The following is a 16690-nucleotide window of genomic DNA, read 5'->3' on the forward strand; positions in this document are numbered from 1 at the left end:
TCAGTTCACTTCCTTGCGGAGCACGCGCACTGCGCCGAGCGTCATCGGGACGACGATCCAGAAGATCATAGACGCGGCCAGCCGAGCGGCCTCGCCCCCGGTCATGTCGCCGACCATCAGAGGGGTGGTGGCGCTGCCCAGGTCGAGCCACTCGGTCAGGGCCGCGCCGGTGGCACCGAGCCGGGCGACGACGCCCCACAGCATCGGGGTCGCCAGGCAGATCACGATCGCGGCCGGCGCGTTCAGGAGCAGCATGCCGACGGACAGTCCCATCGCGACCACCAAGACGTTGGTCGCGGTCCAGCCCAGCAGGGTGAGAGGGGCGATCTCCCAGTCGGCCGGGATGTCGTGGGCACTGGCGACGGCAGCCGTCACCGGCACCGCGACCAGCATCGCGAACAGGGAGGCCACCATGGCGGTGATCAACGGAGGCAGGCACTTGGCCGCCAGCACCCGCAGGCGTCGAGGTTCGAGCGAGAAGGTGGTCAGGGCGGTGCGGTGGCTCCATTCGCCGGCCACCGTGAGAATGCCGATGACGGGGAGCAAGGTGCTGAATCCGATTCCGGCGGTCCCGATCAAGGTGCCCAGCCGCGGACCGGAGGCCATGCCGCGCGCCGTAATGGACGCCAGGGTCAGAAGGATCAGGATCGCCGTCATGATCTTGCCGCTGCGGGTGTCGAAGAGCTTGCGAGCCTCGACCGACAGCAACCGGTGGAAGGGAATCGATGTGGTCATGCCGCACTCCGGTCCGCGTTCGCCGTCAGTTCGAGGAAGGTCTGTTCGAGGTCCCGGCCCCGGCCGAGCTCGTCGACGGTGCCCTGGGCGAGGACGCGGCCGCGGCCGATCATCACGATGTAGTCGGCGACCCGTTCCACCTCGTGCAGCAGGTGCGAGCTGAGCAGCACCGCACGACCCGAGTCGGCGAGATTACGCAGCAGCCCGCGTATCCATTGGATGCCCTGGGGGTCGAGACCGTTGGCGGGCTCGTCCAGGATGAGCACTTTGGGCCGGCCGAGGAGCGCGTGAGCGATGCCGAGCCGTTGCCGCATGCCGAGTGAGTAGCCACCGACCGTCCGCCGGCTCTCCTCGGCGGACAGTCCGACCAGGTCGAGGACCTCGCCGACCCGCGACTTCGGCAGTCCGAGCAGCATCGCGCTCAGGGTCAAGACCTCCCGGCCGGTCCGGCCGGGATGCTGGGCGCCCGCGTCGAGAAGCACACCCACCTGGGAACCCGGGCAGCCCAAGTCGGCGTACGGCCGGCCCAGCACGGTGGCCGAGCCCGAGGTGGGCCGGGACAGCCCGGCCAGGATGCGCATGGCCGTGGACTTTCCGGCGCCGTTGGGCCCGAGGAAGCCGGTGACGCTGCCCGCTTCGACGGTGAAGGACACATCGTCCAGTGCCTTCACGTTCTTGTAGAACTTGCTGACGTGGTCGAACTCGATCATGGATCAAGTTCACCGGATGCGACGCCGCCGGTCATCGGACCCAGGTCGAGTCCGGTTCTAGACCTTTGGCCACCTGGATATGGACCTGGGTCGCTAAGCCATCGGCCGGGCTGTCTCTAGGCTGTAGGGCGTGCACGACCTACAGGAGAGCCGGGCGGTCCTGGACCCGCAGAGCATCACATTGCGCTATGTGTGCGCCCTGCTGCCGATGCTGTTCCATGGAGCCATCTTGGTCGCGGTCGTTTCCCGCGACCTTTACCGGCTTCCGTCAGCACTGGTCGATGTGGGGCTCGGCGTGATCGCTCTGGTCCTGATGGGCTGGCGGCGTCGCTGGCCATGGCAGATCGCCCTGGTCATCGCCCTGCTGAACGCGTTCTCCAGCACGGCGAGCGGCCCGGCATACGTCACGTATGTCTCCTTGTGCATGCATCGCCGGTGGCGTCAGATCGTCCCCGTCGCGGTCGTTTCCTGGCTGAGCGCGGTGGCGTTCGCCGCCTTGCCCGCCATCACCGAGGCGACCGATGTGTCCATCATTACCAATACCGCCATCCTCGGCGGACTGACTCTCTTCGGCCTCTACTACCGCGGGCGCCAGGACCTGGCCGCCTCACAGCAAGAGACGGCCCTGCTCGCCGAACGCCAGCAACTGCAGCTGATCGAGCAGACCAAGCTGGCGGAACGGCTCAAGATCGCCCACGAGATGCACGACGTCCTGGCTCATCGGATCTCCCTGCTGTCCATGCTCGCCGGCGGCCTGGCGTACCGGAAGGACCTCAGCGCCGAGGAGACCCGCGAGGCCGCACTGGCCATCCAGGAGAACGCGCACCAGTCACTGAACGAGCTGCGCACCGTGCTCGGCACGCTCCGGCGCGACGAATCCCTGGAAGCTCCGCAGCCGAACCTGACCCATCTGGATGCCCTCTTCGACGAAGTGCGCACCGCCGGTCAGCAGGTCGAGGTGGATGACACCATCGGTGACCGGGAACTGCTGCCGACGCCGACCGGGCGGCACGCGTACCGGATCGTGCAGGAGGCCCTGACCAACGCGCGCAAGCATGCGCCGGGCAGCCGGGTGATGGCCGAGCTCGGCGGGCGGCCGGGGGACGGCCTGCGCATCAAGGTGAGCAATCCGGCGCTGTTCGCGACGGCCCCGGGACCCGGCAGCAGGCTGGGGCTGGTCGGCTTGGCAGAACGCATCCGGATGGCCGGCGGCACTCTCAGCCACGCCGTACGTGACGGACGCTTCATCCTCGACGCCACGTTGCCATGGGAGACTGCACGCCGTGACTCGACTGGTGATCGTGGATGACGACCCGATGGTACGTACCGGCCTGCGCCTGATTCTCGGCGGCGAGCCCGACCTGGACCTGGTCGGCGAGGCCGGGGACGGCCGGCAGGCCATGGACGTGATCCGCGACCTGCGGCCCGATGTCGTGCTCATGGACATCCGGATGCCCAACCAGGACGGGCTGACCACCACCGAACTGCTGCTGGCCCAGCCGGACCCGCCCCGGATCCTCGTACTCACCACCTTCGACGCCGACGACATGGTGCTACGCGCTCTGCGGCTCGGCGCCGACGGCTTTCTGCTGAAGGACACGCCCCCACCGAAGATGATCGAGGCGGTCCGTACCGTGGCGAGGGGTGAACCGGTACTGTCGCCGAGCGTCGCCCGGCAGGTGATCGCCGCGGCAACCACCGGAGGCGAGCCGCCGCAGGCACCACGGGAGCTGGCCAGACTCACCGAACGCGAACGAGAGGTCGCGATCGAGGTGGCCCGGGGCAGATCGAACGCCGAAATCGCCGGACATCTCCACATGAGCGTCGCGACCGTGAAGGCGAACATCACCCGGATCTTCGCGAAGCTGGGCAGCGACAGCCGCGTCCAGGTCGCCATGAAGGTACGCGACGCCGGCCTCCTCTAGGGATCCGCTTATCTGGGAGGTAATCGACAGGCCGCGTCACCCTCGGAAAAGCTTGCGGCATGACTGCTGACCCCACCCGTGACATCGTGGAAGCGCTGATGCGGCGTATCGCCGAGGGCGATCACGACCGTGTCGCCGAGTTGTTCGCCGAACCGATCGACTGGCAGCTCGACTGGCCCGCCGAGGGGCATCCGGCGGTGCCGTGGATCCGGCCGCGATCGAGCCGAGCCGACGTGGCCGACCATTTCCGTACGCTGGAAGCTCATCACGTGCCCGAGCTGAACGGCACGTCGGTGGCGCGCATCCTGGTCGACGGGGCGGACGCCGTCGTCCTCGGGGAGATCGTGCAGACGGTACGGAGCAGCGGCGCCGCTTACAGCTCGCCGTTCGCGCTGCACCTCACCGTCGAGGACGGACTCATCACCCGGTACCACATTTACGAGGACAGTCTCACGGTCGCACGGGCCCTCAGCGCTCAGGCAACGGAGAGCGTGGTGCGCACTCCGGCATCAGCGAGCCGCTAAGAACATGTCGTCTCCCCCACATGACACCCTCGTCAACATGTCCGCGTCTGCCGAATGGCCGGTCCACAGCCCTTTCGCCCGCGAACACTTCGGCCGCGGCAAAGCCGAGGGCAGAGCGGAGGCCAGGGCGGAAGAGGCTGCCAGATCGGTGCTGCTCGTGCTGGCCGCCCGCGACTTCAACGCCCCCGACGACATTCGCGCCCAGATCACCACCTGCGCAGACCTCACCCGACTCGGAACCTGGCTCACCCGCGCGGCCACCACCCAGACCCTCCAAGACCTCTTCGACGAAAACGAATCAGACTGAGAGCACCGCCAAGCCTGCTATCCGTCCACATCCTCTCCCGACTACCGCAGCTACAAGAGGAGCACCAACGACGCGCGAGGGCGCCGAAATCGCCCGGACCGGCCAGTGACCCGCTTCTGCGGTTTGGACGCGCCAGCCGGCGGGAGTTCCGGATTCAGCGGACGACTGATTCGGCGCTCGCCTGTCCGAGTTCGGCCAAGCGGGTCAGGGCGGGGAGGGCGTCGGTGATCGCCTGGCGCTGCTCGGGGGTCAGCTGGGCGATGAGCGGGACCAGGTGGCGGGTGCGGTCGTCGTGGCGGGAGCGCCCGATCTGGCGTCCGGCCTCGGTGATGTGGACCAGGACGGCGCGCCGGTCGCTGGGGTCGGGGCGGCGTTCCACGAGTCCGTCGCGCTCCAGCCGGGTGATGAGCTGGGTGATGCCGGGCTGGCTGACCTGCTCGGTCTTGGTGAGGTCGGTCAGGCGCATGGGGGCGCCGCGAGTGGCGAGGGTGTCGAGCACCGACAGCGTCGTGAACGACAGCTTCTCCAGCATGGGGAGGCGGATGTAGAAGCGGTTGAAGTTCTCGATCGCGGTGGCGAAGGCATTCACGTCCAGGTCGCCGTCGCGGCCAGCGTCCAGGTCGCCGTCGCCGTCGCGGTCAGCGCCCTGGGCGGGGTCGCGGTCCGAGTCGCGGTCGCCCAGCGTCTCGCCCGATGTCTGGTCCGGCGTCCGGTCCGGCGTGGTGTTCACACCGGAAATATATCGCAAACTTATTTAAGTTGCTTATGATGTCTGGCATGACACTTCGTTTGGGCATCAACGGGTTCGGGCGGATCGGCCGGAACGTCTTCCGCGCGGTGGCCGCTCGCGCCGACGCCGACATCGAGATCGTCGCGGTCAACGACCTCGGCGACGTGGCGACCATGGCGCATCTGCTGGCGTACGACTCGATCATGGGCCGCTTCCCCGGCGAGGTCGCCGCCGAGCCGGGCGCGATCCGGGCCGGTGACGCGACCATCAAGGTTCTGGCCGAGCGTGACCCCGCCGACCTGCCGTGGGATGACCTGGGCGTGGACGTGGTGATCGAGTCCACCGGGATCTTCACCAAGGCCGAGCAGGCCCGCGCGCACGTGGACGGCGGCGCGAAGAAGGTCATCATCGCCGCACCGGCCAGCGGGGAGGATGTCACGATCGTGCTCGGCGTGAACCACGACGTCTACGACCCAGCGCGCCACACGATCATCTCCAACGCCTCGTGCACCACCAACTGCCTGGGTGTGCTGGCCAAGGTGCTGCACGACGCGGTCGGCATCGAGTCGGGCATGATGACCACCGTCCACGCTTACACGCAGGACCAGAACCTCCAGGACGCACCCCACAAGGACCTGCGGCGGGCCCGGGCGGCGGCGCTCAGCATCGTGCCCACCTCCAGCGGGGCGGCCAAGGCGATCGGCCTGGTGCTGCCGGAGTTGCGGGGCCGGCTGGACGCGTTCGCGCTGCGGGTGCCCGTGTCCAACGGCTCGGTCACCGACCTGACCGTCACCACCAGCCGCGCCACCACCGTGCAGGAGGTGAAGGAGGCCTATGCCGAGGCCGCGGCCGGTCCGTACAAGGGCCTGCTGACCTACACCGACGCGCCCATCGTGAGCAGCGACATCGTCGGCGACCCGGCCTCGTGCGTCTTCGACGCCGAGCTGACCCGCGTGATGGGCTCGCAGGTCAAGGTCGTCGGCTGGTACGACAACGAGTGGGGATACTCCAACCGCCTCATCGACCTGGCCCTCATGCTGTAGCGAACAGAAAGAGACCTCTAAAGCCAGTCGCGGCGCTTGAAGACCGTGTAGAGGATCAGGCAGACCAGGCCCATCAGCAGCATCGCGAACGGGTAGCCGAACACCCAGTGCGTCTCGGGCATGAAGTCGAAGTTCATCCCGTAAATGGTGCCGACCAATGTCGGGGCGAACAGGATGGCCGCCCACGCGGAGATCTTCTTGACCTCCTCGCCCTGCCGGATGCTGGCCTCCGTCATCCTGGCGATCTCCTCGTTCTGCGCCTGGGTGACCAGCGTCGAGTTGACCAGCAGGATGTCCTGGAGCATCTGCCGGAAGGAGGCCACGCGTTCGTTGACCGTGATGGCGTGGTCGGCCACGTCACGCAGGTAGCTCTGCAGCTCCTCGTTGACGCCGTACTTGGTCGCCCCGGCGATGAACCCGTCGATCATCCGTACCAGCGGCGTGGTGGCCCGCTGGAACTCGATGACCTCGCCCGACAGCTCGTAGACGCGCCGGGAGACGGACGGGTCGCCGCCGAACACCTGGGCCTCGATCTCCTCGATGTCCTTCTGCAGCCCGGCGACCACCGGGGCGTAGCCGTCGACCACGGCGTCGAGGATGGCGTACAGCACCGCCTGCGGGCCCTGGCGGAGCAGGTCGGCGTCCGACTCCATGCGCTTGCGTACGGCCTGCAGATCAGGCGCCTCCGCGTGCCGTACGGTGATCACGAAGTTGGGCCCGACGAAGACGTGCAGCTCGCCGAACGCGACCTCCTCGACGTCGTCGAGGTAGCGGGCGGCGCGCAGGACGACGAACAGCATGTCGCCGTAGCGGTCGGCCTTGGGCCGCTGGGAGCCCACGATGGCGTCCTCGATGGCCAGCGGGTGCAGCTGGAACTCCTCGGCCAGCTTGGCCAGCTCCCAGTCCTTCGGCCGGTAGAGGCCGATCCAGGCGAGGCTGTCCGGCAGCTCCTTGAGGCGTTCGAAGGCGTCGGCCAGCGAGGCGGGATCGTCGACCCGCTTGCCGTCCTGATAGATCGCGTTGTCGATGACGGTGGGCTGGTAGGGGGCCTCTTCGCCGGCGCGCGGATCCATCGAGTGCTCGGGCGCCGACTCGCGGGCGCTGCCGCCGCCGCGTCCGAACCCCTTCATCCGTGCCATTTCCGCCCCTTACCAGAATCTCTACTCGAGGTCGTCGAGTGCCCGCGTCGCCCGGTCCCTGATCGACTTGCGCCACATGGGCGTCCAGCCGAACAGCAGCCCGTGCGGCCTGCCCAGCGCCATCCGGGACCAGCGTTTGAAGTCGAAGTCGTCGTGGTGCCTGACGATCAGGCCGTCCTCGAACCTGAACAGCGCGTCGATCTCGTTGACCACTTCGCGCCCTGTACGGGAGAAGGTGTAGCGGGAGGTCCAGCGCGCCGTGCCGGTGAAGTCGTCGGCCGTCACGTCCCTGAACTCCGACTTCAGCCCGTCGCTCACGCCCAGCTGCAGCCGCCACATCGCCATCACCCGCCGCCGCCCCTCCACTTCCAGGAAGACCGGGTCGCCGAAGCTCACCTCCGGGTGGTAGCAACTCTCCATCGCCGCGTAGTCGGTGCGGCCAAGTGCCTCGTAGAAGGCGCGGATCAGCGCCACGTGCTGGTCGTTCACCTTGCCCATCAGATCATGGTTGTACCGTTATGCCAGCATACGGCCCCTGGCCAGTCGTCTCGCAGGTCGAACAGGTGAAGAGCGGCCGGCCGGTGCGCGTACAAGTGGGGAATTGTCGGGAAATCTGTGCCGAGCACCACCTTCCCCTCAGGAACCAGATCAAGCGGCAACCGGTCGGGAAAAGCATGTGGGGTCAGAATCTTGTTCTGTGAGCACGAGAGAGTCTTTACCTGGATAGGGTCATACCTCGATGGACAAGCTCTGGGCTCACCTGATCGAGGTTCAGCCTGCCCCCGACCCCTGGGTCGTGGTGGTCTCGGCACTCGTCGCGCTCGCGATCGTCAGTTTCGGCATGTCCTGGCAACTGTCCAGGGGCCTGATCACGATCGCCCACGAAGGCGGCCACGCGCTGATGGCGCTGGTCACCCGCCGGAAGCTCGAAGGCATTCGCTTGCATTCCGACACCTCCGGCGTAACGCTGACCAGAGGCCGGCCCACCGGCCCCGGCATGGTGCTGACCGCGCTGGCGGGCTATCTGGCGCCGTCGTTGCTCGGGCTGGCCGCCGCGTTGCTGACCGAGCAGGGACGCATCACGTTGCTGATGTGGACCGTGCTGCTGTTCCTGGTCTGCATGCTGCTGCTGATCCGCAACCTGTACGGCGCGCTGATCCTGCTCGCGACGGGTGGCGCGGTGTTCGCCCTGTCGATGTACGCGCCGGACAACGTGCAGCAGGTCGTGGCCCTGGTGGCGGTCTGGTTCCTGCTGTTCGGCGGGGTGCGGCCGATCATCGAGTTGCAGCGCAAGCGGCGCAGGCGGCAGGCGCGCGACTCCGACGCCGACCAGCTCGCCAGGCTGACCATCCTGCCCGGCGGCTTCTATGTGTTCTTCTTCCTGCTCGTGGCGGGCGCATCCGTGGTGGCCGGCGCCTATCTCATGAATCCGCTCTAGTCAGGAAAAATCACATTAAACTCGCCCGTGACAGGGGGGGAGTACTGTGCTGCCAGTCGAGGACGCGCCCGGCTACCGGGTACTCGATCAGGCCGGCCAGGGCGGGTTCGCCATCGTCTACCGCGCCTACCAGGAGCGCCTCGATCGGATCGTGGCGCTGAAAGTCCTGTCCGTGGACCGGGTCGACCAGCGGACCATGCGCAGGTTCCAGCGCGAACTCCAGCTCACCGGCCGGCTCACCGGCCATCCGAACGTGGTCACCGTGTTCGACACCGGTGTGACGCGCTCCGGCAAGCCGTACATCGCCATGGACTTCTTCGAGAACGGCTCGCTGCGCGACAAGGTCCGCAAAGAGGGGCCGCTGCAGGTGCCCGACGTGCTGCGCACCGGCGTGAAGCTGGCCGGGGCACTGGCCGCCGTACACGAGGCGGGGGTCCTGCACGGCGACATCAAACCGCAGAACATCCTCATCTCCCGGTACGGCGAGCCGGCCGTGGCCGACTTCGGCGTGGCCAGGGTCGTCGACTCGGCGGAGATCTCAGCCACGGCGCAGGCGTTCACGCCACTGCACGCGGCACCGGAGGTGCTGACGGGGCAGCCGCACTCCGCCTCTAGCGACATCTACTCGCTCGGCTCGACGCTCTACCACCTGCTGGCCGGGCAGCCCGCCTTCCACAGCCCGACGGACCCATCGATCGCGCCGCTGATGTACCGGGTGCTGAGCGCGGATCCGCCGCCGATCAACCGCGCCGACGTGCCGCCGGTGGTGTTCGAGACGGTGCTGCGGGCGATGGCGAAGCAGCCGGAGGTACGGTACGGCTCGGCGCGCGATCTCGCGCAGCGGCTGCGGCAGGTGCAGGCGGAGCTGGGACTATCGGTGACGGACCTGGTCGGGCAGGATCCCGGCCCGGTGCCTTCGACGGCTCCCCGGCGAGAGGACAGTGGCGAGCCCCCGGCGCCCGGCCCTTCGACGGGCGCGCACTTGCCCGTTACCGGAGCTGGCGCACACTTGGCCGGGCCGGTGACCGGTGCCTACGCGCCCAACCCGGCGGGCCAGGCGGGCGGCCCGCAGCCGACCGGTTATAGCCCTTTCGCGCCCCCGCCTTCGGGACCTCGGCAGCCTGGTCAGAGCCCTTTCGCGCCGCAACCGTCCGGTGCGCGGCAGTCCGGCTACCCCGCTGGGCTCCAACGGTCGGGCCCGCAGTTCGGCGGGCCGCAAGCGACCGGCTCCCAGCTCAGCACGGACGGGTCGAGCACTCCCGCCACAGTTCCACCGGCGCACCCAGCGCAGACCGGCTCCTCATTCGGCGCCGCGTTCCCGTCACAACCGACCTATCCACCCAGCGCCTATCCTGTCCCGCAGAGCCAACCGGCGGAGGGCTATCCGGCATCGCAGGGTCCCCAGCCGGAGGGTCCCGCGCACGTGTCGAGCGGGCTTCCGTCTGGCCGTACGAGGACGTCTGGCAGTTCGAGGACCAGGGTGATGGCGATCGGAGCCGCCGCAACGATCGTGGCGCTCGCGGGCGCCGGGTTCGCCGTCTACCTCTCGAGGCAGAACGAAGCCCCCGTGGCCGACCCGCAGCGGTCCCAGCCGCCGTCGACCGCCGCCGAGCCGTCCGAGAACGTCGGCAAGGACGCCCTGGCCGCGCTCGCCCCGCGCCGGGTACGCGTGGTGGCCGACCGCAGCACGCTGGTGGAGCTGCGGTGGGCACTGCCCAAGGAGTCCGCCCGCTACCCGGTCGTGGTCCAGCGATCCCCGGCCAGGCAGGGCGAGCAGGCGATCACCGCCCTCCAGCCCGGCACCACCTCGGCTCGCGTGACCGGCCTGGACCCGGACACCGGCTACTGCTTCCTGGTGGGCGTCCCGCTGCAGATCTCGAAGACGAGCAAGGTCGCCTGGTCCAAACCGACCTGCGTCAGGGGCGCGGTCGCCAAGAACGGCTAGATCGGGTACCGATCGACACGCGGGCCGGATGCCTCCGGGATGAAGCTTTCATGGCGTCCGCGATGTTCGCGCTGGTCGTCGGGGCCAGGCGGGGGCGGATCTTGCGGCGGTGCGGTCCTTGTCGTCCAATTCACGGTGATCGCTCTTCGCGATTTCCGGCTTTTCATCTGAATGGTGACGCGGAGACCCGATCCTTCAGGGCCGAGAGGAAGCGCCACCCCTCCTTTCGAAAACAGTATGGAAAGAGTCGGTCACGTTCGGTAATATGTGCGGTGGGTGAGGATCCTGTGACAGGAGGTGCGCGATGGCGATCCGCCGCTCCGCCACCAAACGCAACGGCCTGCCCACGATCGTGCAACTGCGGCTCACCCCCGCCCCGGCCCAGGCCGAGGCGCTGGCGGCGACTGTGCTGTTGTGTAATCAGGCGGCCACTGTCGTCTCCCGGCTGGCCTGGCAGCATCGCACCTTCACCGTGGTGGCGTTGCATCGGCTGGCCTACTACGAGGTGCGGGCGCAGGTGGCCGGGCTGGGCGCGCAAGCGGCCGTGCGGGCGATCGCCCGGGTCGCCGACGCCTACGCCAACCGGCGCGCCAGTAAGAAACGCGCGCACATCTTCCGGCCGTACGGTGCTGTCCCCTACGACGCCCGGCTGATGAGCTTCAACCGGGACGCCCGGACCGTGTCGCTGTGGACTCCCACCGGCCGCGTCACCGTCTCCTACACCGGTCGGCCAGACGACCTCAAAGCCATCGATACGCTGCCGCTCGGCGAGGCCGACCTGATCTACCGGCGCGGCGCGTGGCTACTCCAGGTCTCTCTCACCCTGCCCCAACCGGTGGTGCGTGAGCCGGTCGGCGGCTTTGTGGGGGTGGATCAAGGGGTGGCGAACCTGGCGGTCACCTCTGATGGTGTGGTGCTGCCCGGCCCGGCGCTGCCGGGGCCGATCGGCGGTAACGGCCACGTCCGCACCCTGCGGGAGCGGCGGCACCGCCAGCGCCGACGGCTGCAGAAGAAGGGCACGTCGGCGGCGCGGCGGGTGCTGCGCCGCCTTGCCGGGCGTGAGCACCGGATGATGACCGACCTCAACCACCAGATCAGCAAGCATGTGGTGCGCGAAGCCGAACGCACCGGCCGCGGTGTCGCCCTGGAAGATCTGCAGGGTATCCGCGGCCGGGTAAGGGCTCACCGGTTCCAGCGGCGCACCCTGCACAGCTGGGCCTTCGCCCAGCAGATCACCTTCACCCGCTACAAGGCCACCCGCGCCGGGATCGCCTTCGTCCTGGTCGACCCCGCCTACACCTCGCAGACTTGCCCGGAATGCGGGTGTGTGACCAGGGCGAATCGGCCGGCGCGGGACCGGTTCGTCTGCACCAGGTGTGGCCTCGCTGGGCACGCCGACCACATCGCGGCCCGCAACATCGCCACACGCGGCATCGCGGGCTGGGCTGCCATCAACCAGCCACACGCTACCGGCCTCCCTTCACCCAGACGGGACCGAGAGAGCAAACCACCGACTTCAGCCGGCGGTAGTTGATGAGGGGAGAACTGGTGCGTCGCCGAATCACCGCCTTGTCGCTTCTCGCGGTCACCGCTCTAACGCCCATCCTGGCCACGAGCGCGCCAGCGCACGCCTCGTCCATGCTCCAAGTCGTCTACAGCAACCTGCCCTATGACATCTGCATCAGCTTCGGCCGGTCGGGCCAGGAGACCGGACGCTGGCAGACCTGGTGGTGCAGCACTCACCAGCCTGAGAACCCGATGTTCTACACCTACGACCTGTGGGCGTACGTGAACTGAGGCGTCCTCCCGATACGGGTGCTGCCGTCGCTCCTGTGGCCGGATCGAGTATCACCCGCATCCACGGGCGTGTGGGGACGGCGCACGCTGGACGCCGACGACATCGCCCGCTTAGAGGAGCGCGTCGACGCCGAACGGGCCGCCCGCCCACTGGTGTCGGCCATCGCGGGGCTGCCCAAGAGCCTGAGGACCGTGAACTCCAGAAGCCTTAGCGATACCGCCGAGCGCGGTCATCCGAGGGTCCGGTCAGCTCACAGGCGATCAGCCCGTCATGGTTCGCTCCGGCGGGTCAGCGTAGGAGCAGTCGCTTGCGAAGGCGGGTTTTGAGGGGCGTTCTGGCGCGTACGGCCTGGCGGACGGCGTCGCTGTGGCGCCAGGCCGCGTCGGCGGCCTCGTGGGCGACGTCGTCGGGGGCGTAGCGGACGAAGTTGGAAATATCGGCGAGTGGTTGGAGGTGGGTGGATATGTCGGCGGGGTGCCGGGCCACCACGTCCTCGGCGGTCAGCGCCCGCTCCCCCTTCAGGCCGAGGTCGTCACAGGTCTGCGACCAGGCGCCGAGCACCCGCCGCTCCGCGCCCGTCACGTTCCTGCGGACCCGCCTGCGCCACCACGGCAGCACCATCGCCGCTCCCGCGTACGCCACCAGGATCCCCGCCCCCACCGCCGGGATGATCACCCACAGCGGCGGCCCGGCCGAGGACTCACGGCCGCCGCCCGCAGTGGGCTTCTGACCGGCCTTCGGCTTGTTCACGGTGCCCTGGGTGAACTCGCCCTCCAGTTCCTCGCTCTCCTTGAGGGCGGAGGACACCACGTCGTGGTCGTCCTTCGCGCCGCCACGGCCGGGCGTGGGGTAGAACGGCCGCCAGCCGAGCTTGTCGAACTTGATCTCCGCCCACGCCATGACATGGCCCGATTTAACGTGGTAAATCCCGTCGGACGCCTGCCCTGGCCGGAACCCCACCACGACCCTCGACGGCAGCCCGAGCGTCCTGGCCATGAGCGCGAACGTCGACGCGAACTGCTCCGACGTCCCCCTGTGCGTGGTCTCCAGGAAGAACTCCAGCCCCTTGAGCGAGTGCCCCGGCGGCGCGGTGACGTCGTAGGTGGCGCTGGTGCGCAGGTAGTTCTGCAGCCGGTACGCCTGCTTGATCGGCACGTCCGCGCCCTTGGTGGCCTGCTGGGCGAGCTTGTGGAACAGCGCCTCCTGAGGCCCGGCCGGGAACGCGGTCAGCGCGGGATCGTCGACCGGCGTGGCCGCGAGCAGGTCGGCCTTCGACGGCTCGGCCACCCGCGACGTCACCTCGTACGTGAACCCCTTGGCAGGCCGGCTCGCGGCCAGCAGCGCGCCGCTCCCGGGGTCGACGGCCAGGCCGCGTACGCCATCGACCTCGACGGGACGTTCGGCGCCGGGCAGCCAGGTGCCGGGCAGGCCACTGAACGTGATCGTCTGGCGTACGGTCTGCGCCTTGCCCGTCCAGTCCCCCCCGGGCACCCGCCCGCCCGTCGGCTGGAAGCGGGCGCCGGACGTCCAGCGGACGCCGTCATAGCGGTCCAGTACGGCCAGCCGCCAGTTGAGGGGCTTGGCCGCCTTGACGGTGAACAGGTCCCGGTCGGGGATCTGCAGCCAGGCGGACACGCGGTCGAGAGGGCTGACGCTGTCGACGCGTACCGGAGGTGGGAGTTCGGCGTCGTCGCGCGGGTTGTACGGCTCGGCGGCGAGGGGCAGCAGCGGCCCGGCGACCAGGGCGACGGCGGCCAGCACGGCGGCGGCCGGGATGCCGGCGAGCAGCCACAGCACCGGCCGGTCGTCCCGGAGCAGGGCCAGGGCCGCGATGAGCACCACGAGGGCCGCGGCGAGGGGCACGTTCGAGCCCGCACCGTCCACCCCGAACAGCAGCGCCAGCCCGTACACCACCAGTCCGGGCACCGCGGCGGCCACGCGGGTCCTGGTGCGGGTCAGCGTCTCGGCGCCGACCACGGCGGCGGCCCAGACCAGCGTGTGCACGAGGACCAGCAGCCGCGGCTCCGGCTGGGCGGGCAGGAGGGTGGTGAGCAGCGCCCGCCACGAGTCGGCCAGGTCGCCGAGCAGGCCGGGAGCGATGCCCTTGTACAGCGGCACGGTCCCGGCGAACCACAGGACCAGGTCGAGCACCAGCGCCAGCCAGAGGGGCCGCCGTCGGCAGAGCGCGGCCACCAGGGCGGGGACGGTCGCGGCGGGCACGACGGCCAGGAGCAGCTCGGTGCCGGGGAAGACGCGATGGAACCCCCACCCACCGGCCCCGGTGACGGCCGCCACCAGCGCCAGTCCCCCTGACCACCGCCACACAGGCTGCTTCATCGCCTGCCCCAGGCCAGCGGCAGCGCGGCCAGGTCCGCGATGGGGACGACCGTCACGCCGGGCGCGCTGAGCGGACCTGTCCCTATATATACGCAGATGATGCGGTCGAACCGTCGTCGTGCCCCCGCCACTCGGGCGGCCTCGGCGGGGTCGCCGGTGATGACGACGAGCGAACCGCCGCGGGCCAGCCGCACCGCCTCGCCGACGCCGGACGTACCGGATCCGACCAGGGCGAGGCGATCCAGCAGCAGCTCGGGGTCGGTCTTGGTCTCGGCGAGCGGCCCGTCGCCCGTGAGCACCCGCACGGGGAAGCCGGACCGGGCGGCGGCGACGGCGGCCGAGGCGGCGGCGTCCACGCCCAGTTCGGTGAGGTGACGGGTGTCGAGGACGACCGTCGTGGTGGGCAGGCTGGCGTCGATGAGCTGGCGCACCATGAGCGTGCCGGTGCGCGCGCTGGACTTCCAGTGGACGTGGCGCAGGTCGTCGCCGACGACGTATTCGCGCAGGGTGTGGAAGGTGACCGTGCCGCTGGGGGCGTTGTCGCTGGTGGGGCCCTCCAGGTGATGGGCCTTGCCCGACGCGGGCACCGGCAGCGCGACGGTGCGGGGGCGGACCAGGAGCGTGGCCGTCTGGCCGTACCGCCTGATCCTGCGGGTCAGGCCGAACGGGTCGGCGCGGACGAGCAGGAGCGGGCCGACGGGGATCTCGCCGCGCACGCCGGTGGGCAGCGGGTACGACACCGTTCTGGTGGCGTTCCGGGGCAGGCGGGGCAGGTCCACCGTGTGCTCGGCCGTACCGATGCGGTCCCGCGCGCGCAGCCCTGACAGGCCCTGGCGGCCGAGATTGCGTACGTGAAGGACCGACACGGCCGCGTCCCCGCGCGGCACCTTGAGCGGAGTGACCTCGCGGTGCACCTCCAGCCTCGGTCTGGGGGCGGTCCAGGCGAGGGCGGCGGCGAGCGCGAGCACCCCGCCCGTGGCCAGGACGGCGGGCTCCGGGTAACCGAGCGCGAACCCGGCCGCGTAAAGGATCACGGAGCCGGCGAGTGTGCCCCACCCCAGCGGTGTCAGCACCTAGGCCGCCTGCGGCACCGGCATCCCGGCGAGGAGCTCGCCGAGCACGTGCGCCGCGGTGACCTCGCGTAGTTCGGCCTCCGGGGTGAGGATCAGCCGGTGCGCGATGACCGGGACGGCCAGGGCCTTGACGTCCTCCGGCACGACGTAATGGCGTCCGGCGGCGGCGGCTTTGACGCGGGCGGCCCGCAGCAGCGCGAGGCTGCCGCGCGGGGAGGCGCCGAGCCGCAGGTGCGGGTTGGTGCGCGTGGCGCCGCACAGGGCGACGATGTAGTCGTAGACGGGGTCGGCGACGTGGATACGGGTGGCGAACTCGATCATCCCGGCCACGTCCGACGCGCGCGCCACGACGGGCAGCCGCTCGACCTGCGGCCCGGTGGGCATGCCCTTGAGCACCTCGACCTCCGAGACGTGGTCGGGGTAGCCGACGGAGATCCGCATGAGGAAGCGGTCGAGCTGGGCCTCCGGCAGGGGGTAGGTGCCGTCCATGTCGACGGGGTTCTGCGTGGCGACCACCAGGAACGGCCTGGGTACGGGATGCGGCTCGGCGTCGACCGTGACCCGGCGCTCCTCCATGACCTCCAGCAGCGCGGACTGGGTCTTCGGGGAGGCGCGGTTGATCTCGTCGGCCAGCACGATGTTGGCGAACACCGGCCCCTGGTGGAACTCGAACTTCTGGTGCGCCTGATTGAAGATCGACACGCCGGTGATGTCGCTGGGCAGCAGGTCCGGCGTGAACTGGATGCGCCGCCACTCGGCGTCCACACTGGCGGCGATGGACCTGGCCAGCGTGGTCTTGCCGGTGCCGGGCACGTCCTCGATCAGCAGGTGTCCTTCGGAGAACAGGCAGATCAGGGCCAGCTCGATGGCTTCGTGCTTGCCGCGGATGATGCGCTCGATGTTCTGGGCCAGCATCTGGAAGCGCTGGGCGAACTGTGCCGCGAGCTGCTGCGGTTGCTGCGTCTGTTCGTTGTACAACTGAGGTC

The 16690-nt window shown here is 69.4% G+C and carries 17 protein-coding genes; 9 read left to right on the forward strand and 8 right to left on the reverse strand.

Annotation, left to right across the window (positions count from 1 at the left end; genetic code table 11):
* Positions 1 to 735, reverse strand: coding sequence for an ABC transporter permease (locus ACIBO2_RS43850; protein WP_358551249.1), 735 nt, complete (start codon positions 733 to 735; stop codon positions 1 to 3).
* Positions 732 to 1445 carry an ATP-binding cassette domain-containing protein gene (locus ACIBO2_RS43855; protein WP_358551247.1) on the reverse strand — a complete coding sequence of 238 codons (714 nt, stop codon included), beginning with the start codon at positions 1443 to 1445 and terminating at the stop codon, positions 732 to 734. Before ACIBO2_RS43855 ends, ACIBO2_RS43850 begins: the two co-directional genes overlap by 4 nt.
* A gap of 130 nt (positions 1446 to 1575) precedes the next feature.
* Here ACIBO2_RS43855 and ACIBO2_RS43860 point away from each other — a divergent pair, with 130 nt between their 5' ends.
* The 4 genes from ACIBO2_RS43860 to ACIBO2_RS43875 are packed head-to-tail and all read left to right on the forward strand — an operon-like array spanning position 1576 to position 4201.
* Positions 1576 to 2754: a histidine kinase gene (locus ACIBO2_RS43860; RefSeq protein ID WP_358551245.1), complete on the forward strand. Its 1179-nt coding sequence runs from the start codon at positions 1576 to 1578 to the stop codon at positions 2752 to 2754.
* A complete protein-coding gene (locus ACIBO2_RS43865; RefSeq protein ID WP_358551243.1) occupies positions 2729 to 3370 on the forward strand; it encodes a response regulator transcription factor in 642 nt (213 codons plus the stop codon). Before ACIBO2_RS43860 ends, ACIBO2_RS43865 begins: the two co-directional genes overlap by 26 nt.
* 59 nt (positions 3371 to 3429) lie before the next feature.
* Positions 3430 to 3894, forward strand: a complete 465-nt coding sequence (locus ACIBO2_RS43870; protein WP_358551241.1) for a nuclear transport factor 2 family protein — start codon at positions 3430 to 3432, stop codon at positions 3892 to 3894.
* 37 nt (positions 3895 to 3931) lie between these two features.
* Positions 3932 to 4201 (forward strand): hypothetical protein, encoded by a 270-nt coding sequence (locus ACIBO2_RS43875; protein ID WP_397304136.1) that lies wholly within the window; start codon positions 3932 to 3934, stop codon positions 4199 to 4201.
* A 154-nt stretch (positions 4202 to 4355) separates the two neighbouring features.
* Here ACIBO2_RS43875 and ACIBO2_RS43880 read toward each other — a convergent pair whose 3' ends face one another.
* Complete coding sequence (locus ACIBO2_RS43880; protein ID WP_397304137.1) at positions 4356 to 4931, reverse strand: MarR family winged helix-turn-helix transcriptional regulator; 576 nt, start codon at positions 4929 to 4931, stop codon at positions 4356 to 4358.
* A 47-nt stretch (positions 4932 to 4978) separates the two neighbouring features.
* On the opposite strand from ACIBO2_RS43880, the gene gap reads away from it, so the two are divergent.
* Positions 4979 to 5974 (forward strand): type I glyceraldehyde-3-phosphate dehydrogenase, encoded by a 996-nt coding sequence (gap, locus tag ACIBO2_RS43885; protein WP_397304138.1) that lies wholly within the window; start codon positions 4979 to 4981, stop codon positions 5972 to 5974.
* A gap of 17 nt (positions 5975 to 5991) precedes the next feature.
* Here the strand turns inward: gap and ACIBO2_RS43890 are convergent, their stop codons facing one another.
* Both ACIBO2_RS43890 and ACIBO2_RS43895 read right to left on the reverse strand, forming a co-directional pair.
* Complete coding sequence (locus ACIBO2_RS43890; protein ID WP_358551235.1) at positions 5992 to 7113, reverse strand: magnesium and cobalt transport protein CorA; 1122 nt, start codon at positions 7111 to 7113, stop codon at positions 5992 to 5994.
* A 21-nt stretch (positions 7114 to 7134) separates the two neighbouring features.
* Positions 7135 to 7611, reverse strand: a complete 477-nt coding sequence (locus ACIBO2_RS43895) for a nuclear transport factor 2 family protein (RefSeq protein ID WP_358551233.1) — start codon at positions 7609 to 7611, stop codon at positions 7135 to 7137.
* Between the two features lie 241 nt (positions 7612 to 7852).
* Here ACIBO2_RS43895 and ACIBO2_RS43900 point away from each other — a divergent pair, with 241 nt between their 5' ends.
* From ACIBO2_RS43900 to ACIBO2_RS43915, 4 genes are all read left to right on the forward strand, one after another.
* A complete protein-coding gene (locus ACIBO2_RS43900; protein ID WP_358551231.1) occupies positions 7853 to 8551 on the forward strand; it encodes a M50 family metallopeptidase in 699 nt (232 codons plus the stop codon).
* Between the two features lie 46 nt (positions 8552 to 8597).
* The gene (locus ACIBO2_RS43905) at positions 8598 to 10496 is read left to right on the forward strand and encodes a protein kinase (protein WP_358551229.1); all 1899 of its coding nucleotides are present in this window, start codon (positions 8598 to 8600) and stop codon (positions 10494 to 10496) included.
* Between the two features lie 304 nt (positions 10497 to 10800).
* Positions 10801 to 12030: an RNA-guided endonuclease InsQ/TnpB family protein gene (locus ACIBO2_RS43910; protein WP_397304139.1), complete on the forward strand. Its 1230-nt coding sequence runs from the start codon at positions 10801 to 10803 to the stop codon at positions 12028 to 12030.
* Between the two features lie 14 nt (positions 12031 to 12044).
* The gene (locus tag ACIBO2_RS43915) at positions 12045 to 12293 is read left to right on the forward strand and encodes a hypothetical protein (protein ID WP_358556057.1); all 249 of its coding nucleotides are present in this window, start codon (positions 12045 to 12047) and stop codon (positions 12291 to 12293) included.
* 289 nt (positions 12294 to 12582) lie between these two features.
* Here ACIBO2_RS43915 and ACIBO2_RS43920 read toward each other — a convergent pair whose 3' ends face one another.
* From ACIBO2_RS43920 to ACIBO2_RS43930, 3 genes are read right to left on the reverse strand one after another with little or no spacing between them, the layout of a single operon-like run.
* Positions 12583 to 14631: a DUF3488 and transglutaminase-like domain-containing protein gene (locus ACIBO2_RS43920; protein WP_397304140.1), complete on the reverse strand. Its 2049-nt coding sequence runs from the start codon at positions 14629 to 14631 to the stop codon at positions 12583 to 12585.
* A complete protein-coding gene (locus tag ACIBO2_RS43925; RefSeq protein WP_397304141.1) occupies positions 14628 to 15704 on the reverse strand; it encodes a DUF58 domain-containing protein in 1077 nt (358 codons plus the stop codon). The genes ACIBO2_RS43920 and ACIBO2_RS43925 overlap by 4 nt, the downstream gene beginning before the upstream one ends.
* Positions 15705 to 16682: a MoxR family ATPase gene (locus tag ACIBO2_RS43930; protein WP_225289611.1), complete on the reverse strand. Its 978-nt coding sequence runs from the start codon at positions 16680 to 16682 to the stop codon at positions 15705 to 15707.
* Between the last annotated feature and the right edge of the window lie 8 nt (positions 16683 to 16690).

Origin of the sequence: Nonomuraea sp. NPDC050022 (assembly GCF_044460705.1) — a bacterium.
Taxonomy (GTDB): domain Bacteria; phylum Actinomycetota; class Actinomycetes; order Streptosporangiales; family Streptosporangiaceae; genus Nonomuraea.

Coding starts and splice junctions, on each gene's coding strand:
- ACIBO2_RS43850 (WP_358551249.1), bottom strand. CDS start 735: ATGACCACATCGATTCCCTTCCACCGGTTGCTGTCGGTCGAGGCTCGC.
- ACIBO2_RS43910 (WP_397304139.1), top strand. CDS start 10,801: ATGGCGATCCGCCGCTCCGCCACCAAACGCAACGGCCTGCCCACGATC.
- ACIBO2_RS43875 (WP_397304136.1), top strand. CDS start 3,932: ATGTCCGCGTCTGCCGAATGGCCGGTCCACAGCCCTTTCGCCCGCGAA.
- ACIBO2_RS43920 (WP_397304140.1), bottom strand. CDS start 14,631: ATGAAGCAGCCTGTGTGGCGGTGGTCAGGGGGACTGGCGCTGGTGGCG.
- gap (WP_397304138.1), top strand. CDS start 4,979: ATGACACTTCGTTTGGGCATCAACGGGTTCGGGCGGATCGGCCGGAAC.
- ACIBO2_RS43890 (WP_358551235.1), bottom strand. CDS start 7,113: ATGGCACGGATGAAGGGGTTCGGACGCGGCGGCGGCAGCGCCCGCGAG.
- ACIBO2_RS43855 (WP_358551247.1), bottom strand. CDS start 1,445: ATGATCGAGTTCGACCACGTCAGCAAGTTCTACAAGAACGTGAAGGCA.
- ACIBO2_RS43900 (WP_358551231.1), top strand. CDS start 7,853: ATGGACAAGCTCTGGGCTCACCTGATCGAGGTTCAGCCTGCCCCCGAC.
- ACIBO2_RS43895 (WP_358551233.1), bottom strand. CDS start 7,611: ATGGGCAAGGTGAACGACCAGCACGTGGCGCTGATCCGCGCCTTCTAC.
- ACIBO2_RS43870 (WP_358551241.1), top strand. CDS start 3,430: ATGACTGCTGACCCCACCCGTGACATCGTGGAAGCGCTGATGCGGCGT.